At 68.6% G+C, this 3786-nt stretch carries 4 protein-coding genes and 1 tRNA gene; 3 read left to right on the top strand and 2 right to left on the bottom strand.

Annotated features, from left to right (window positions below):
- Positions 1-848, bottom strand: an 848-nt coding sequence (locus ACE3TU_RS20005) for an aminotransferase class I/II-fold pyridoxal phosphate-dependent enzyme (protein ID WP_374627439.1), incomplete at its 3' end; no start/stop codon positions are given.
- Positions 849-1166: 318 nt separating this feature from the next.
- Here ACE3TU_RS20005 and msrA point away from each other — a divergent pair.
- Positions 1167-1811: a peptide-methionine (S)-S-oxide reductase MsrA gene (gene msrA / locus ACE3TU_RS20000; RefSeq protein ID WP_374627437.1), complete on the top strand. Its 645-nt coding sequence runs from the start codon at positions 1167-1169 to the stop codon at positions 1809-1811.
- 18 nt (positions 1812-1829) lie between these two features.
- Here msrA and ACE3TU_RS19995 read toward each other — a convergent pair whose 3' ends face one another.
- Complete coding sequence (locus ACE3TU_RS19995; RefSeq protein WP_374627435.1) at positions 1830-2684, bottom strand: mechanosensitive ion channel family protein; 855 nt, start codon at positions 2682-2684, stop codon at positions 1830-1832.
- Between the two features lie 147 nt (positions 2685-2831).
- On the opposite strand from ACE3TU_RS19995, the gene ACE3TU_RS19990 reads away from it, so the two are divergent.
- Positions 2832-2907: transfer RNA gene (locus tag ACE3TU_RS19990), tRNA-Lys, on the top strand.
- Positions 2908-3085: 178 nt separating this feature from the next.
- Positions 3086-3786 (top strand): YjbE family putative metal transport protein (locus ACE3TU_RS19985; RefSeq protein WP_374627434.1); only part of this gene is annotated, 701 nt, incomplete at its 3' end.

Here is a 3786-nt window from a genome sequence, read left to right as displayed (position 1 = left end):
CGCCCGGCCGCGACTTTCGCGATCACCGCCGCCAGCCAGTCCCGGTCGCCGAGCGCGGCAATCGCCGCCACCTGGCTCAGCCGCGTCACGCCGAAATGGTTGCGCACCTTGTCGAAGGCCCGGATCAACCCTGCCTCGCCCACCGCGTAGCCCACCCGCATGCCGGCGAGACCGTAGGCCTTGGAGAAGGTCCGGGTGCGGATGAGGTTCGGCCGGCCGATGTCGAGCGCGGGCAGGGTGCCCTCGGGCGCCGTCTCGCAATAGGCCTCGTCGAGCAGGATCAGCGTTTCCTCCGGCACCTCGGCGATGAAGCGCTCGAGTTCGCCGGCGCCCCACCAGGTGCCCATCGGATTGTCGGGATTGGACAGGTAGATTACCTTGGCGCGCTCCCGTCGCGCCGTCGCCGCCAGGGCCGCCAGGTCCTCGTGGTGGCCGGCATAGGGCACGGCGACGATGCGCCCGCCGAAGCCCGCCACATGGTAGTTGAAGGTCGGGTAGGCGCCCAGCGAGGTCACCGCGACGTCGCCGGGTTCGATGATCAGCCGGGCGATCAGTCCGTGCAGGCCGTCGATCCCTTCGCCGACGACGACGTTGGCGACCGGCACTCCCAGCCGGCCGGCCAGTGCATGCTTCAGCTCGTGGATTTCCGGATCGCCATACTTCCAGACCTCTCCGGCGGCGTCGGCGATGGCTGCGATCACCGCGGGGGACGGGCCGAAGCCGCTCTCGTTGGCGCCGACGCGCGCCCTGAACGTCGTGCCGGTGCGGCGTTCGAGGGCCTCCGGGCCGGTGAATGGCACGGTGTCGGGCAGGGAACGGGCGAGGGGGGTGAGCAGCGGGCGCGTCATCGGGACTTCGAGGGCGGGAGGGATACGGCAGCCGGGCAGGTGCCGGGGGGGGGGAGGGACGGTCGTCACCGCCATCGCCCCGGTTGCGGCGGGCAATCCGCGTCTGCTCTGCGGGGCGTCATTACTGCATCCTGTCGGCCGGCGTCACTGCGCGGCACTGTCGACCGCAGCGACGTTTTCCGCAAGAGCGCCCGGGCGGGTGGCTTCGCGCTGGCCGGCCCGAAAGTTACCGCGCGGCGCTGCACATTTGTTTGTGTTGTGCGTGACGTCGGCCTGACGCAAACATCGCCGCAGCGGTTTCATCAAGGGGATACTGAAATGGGACGGAACAGGCTGGCGGTCGCCATGGCGCTGGCGGGCAGCATGGCGATGACGGGTGCGCAGGCGGCAGAGACCGCCACGGCGATCTTCGCCGGCGGCTGCTTCTGGTCGATCGAGAGCGACTTCGACCACGCGCCCGGCGTCGTCGCAACCACCTCCGGCTATATTGGCGGCCATGTCGACAACCCGAGCTACGAGCAGGTGGTCACCGAGACGACCGGCCATCGCGAGGCGGTGCTGGTGGAGTACGATCCCTCCGTCACCAGCTACGAGAAACTCGTCGACACCTTCTTCCACCTGATCGACCCGATCGAGTCGCGCGGCCAGTTCTGCGATTACGGCGAGAGCTACACCACCGCGGTCTATGCCGGCAGCGAAGCCGAACTGCAGCTTGCCGAGGCCGGCAAGCAGGCGACCGCGGAGGCGCTCGGCAAGCCCGTGGCGACCATTGTCGCCATCGCACCGACGTTCTGGCCGGCCGAGGACTACCACCAGAACTTCTGGACCGGCACCGAAATGCTCAGCAACGGCCTTACCCGCGCCCAGCACTACGCGCGCTATCGCGCCGGCTGCGGCAAGAACCGGCAGGTCGAGGCGATCTGGGGCGCCGAGGCGTTCCGCGGTCTCGACGGTCACGCCTGACCGACGGGGGGTGCCGGGTCACGACAGATCCGGCGTCCGCTCCCCCGGAAGCTGCGTATGCGGGTCGGCGGCCACCGAGACCACCGCCTGCTCGTCGGTTGCGGCGAGCAGCTTGTTGATCGCGAGCTTCGATTTCTCGGTGATGTCGCGCAGCGTCGGCAGGTAGTCCGGCGTCGGTACCCAGGCGCGCATCTGCAGCACGATCTTGTCGCCGACAAAGGCCTCGACGTGAACGGTCGGCGGCGGATCGACCTGCACGCGCTTGTCGGAGGTGGCGATCCTCAGCATCGACTTGCGCGCCAGCGCCACGTTGATCGTGTCCGGGACGGTCAGGTTGACGTCGACGCGCCGGCGTGGCTCGCGGCTGTGGTTGGTGATCGCCGAATTCCACAGCCGCTGGTTGGGGGTGAAGATGTAGAGCCCGCTGGTCGAGCGCAGGCGCGTGCCGAACAGGCCGATCTCGACCACCACCCCGGCGACGCCGTCGGCCACCACGTACTCGCCGATGGCGATCGGTCGCAGCCAGACCAGCATCAGACCGGCGGCGATGTTGGCCAGGGTCCCCTGCAGCGCCAGCGCGATGGCGAGGCCCGCCGCGCCGAGCACGGCGTAGATCGAGGCGCTCGGCACGCCGAGGAAGTTCAGCGCCGTCACCAGCGCGAACACCACGATGCCGTAGCGCGCCGCCTGCGCCAGCAGCGGGGCGAAGTTCTTGTCGACGCCATAGGCGCGCGGCAGCAGTCGGCGGATCAGGCGGTAGGCGAGACGCGACAGGTACCAGCCCGCCGCCAGCACGACGAGCGCGCTGCCGAACGGCACCGCGTTGTCGCGCACCCAGTTGACCGGGCCGAGAAGAAATTCGTCTGGCGACATTGGGTGCTCGTTCGGGGTGCTCGTTCGGGGTGCTGGTTCGATGGAGTCGCCGCAGTCTAGCGAAACGGCGCCGGCTGGAAAGTCGGCGCGACAGGTGAATGGGTGTAGACAAGCCCAACCGACCCTGCTAGTCACCGCGCCGGACCAGGGTGCGTAGCTCAGATGGTAGAGCAGCTGACTCTTAATCAGCGGGTCCACGGTTCGAGTCCGTGCGCACCCACCAGGTCACTTCCTCAGTCCGATGAACGGTTTGCGCCACGCTGACAGCGATTGCCGGCGGCTGTCGGGTCGGGCCGCGCGCCGCATCTTCCGGGACCGAATATTTTCGCCGGGGCCCCTTCACAAGCCATCGCGCGGTTCCTACATAGCCGCGACGCGCAGCAGACAGAGACAAAGCCTCAATGCCCTTCGGCCTCGATCCCTCGGTTTTTTGGGCATTCTTTCAGGTCATCACCATCGATCTCGTCCTGGCCGGCGACAATGCCGTGGTCATCGGGCTCGCCGCGGCGGGCCTCGCACCCGACCTGCGCCGCCGGGCCATCCTGATCGGCATCGCCGCCGCCACGGTCCTGCGCATCGGCTTTGCACTGGTCACGACCCAGCTCCTCGCACTCGGTGGTGGCCTGCTCGTCGCCGGCGGCCTGCTGCTGCTGTGGGTGTGCTGGAAGATGTACCGCGAACTCGTCGTCCACGAGGACGAGGGTGCGGCGGCCGAGGCCCTGGCCGATGCCGATCTCAATGCCGACGGCACGGTGGCCAAGGGCGTGCCCCGCAAGAGCCTGCGCCAGGCGGTCCTGCAGATCATCATCGCCGACGTGTCGATGTCGCTCGACAACGTCCTCGCCGTCGCCGGTGCGGCCCAGCACCATCCCGAAGTGCTCATCTTCGGCCTCGCCCTGTCCGTCGTCCTGATGGGTGTTGCGGCATCGCTGATCGCTGGCCTCCTCAACCGTTTCCGCTGGATCGCCTGGGTCGGCCTGCTGATCATCCTCTATGTCGCGGTGCGCATGGTCTATCACGGGCTGGACGAGGCGCTGTTCGCGCATGGCCTGCCGGCCATCCCGCTGCTCAAGGACGCGGTGGTCGCCGCGCCTGCCGTCGC

The organism is Devosia sp. (assembly GCF_041917035.1).
Lineage (GTDB): Bacteria > Pseudomonadota > Alphaproteobacteria > Rhizobiales > Devosiaceae > Devosia_A.
This window is presented reverse-complemented; position numbering and strand designations above follow the sequence as displayed.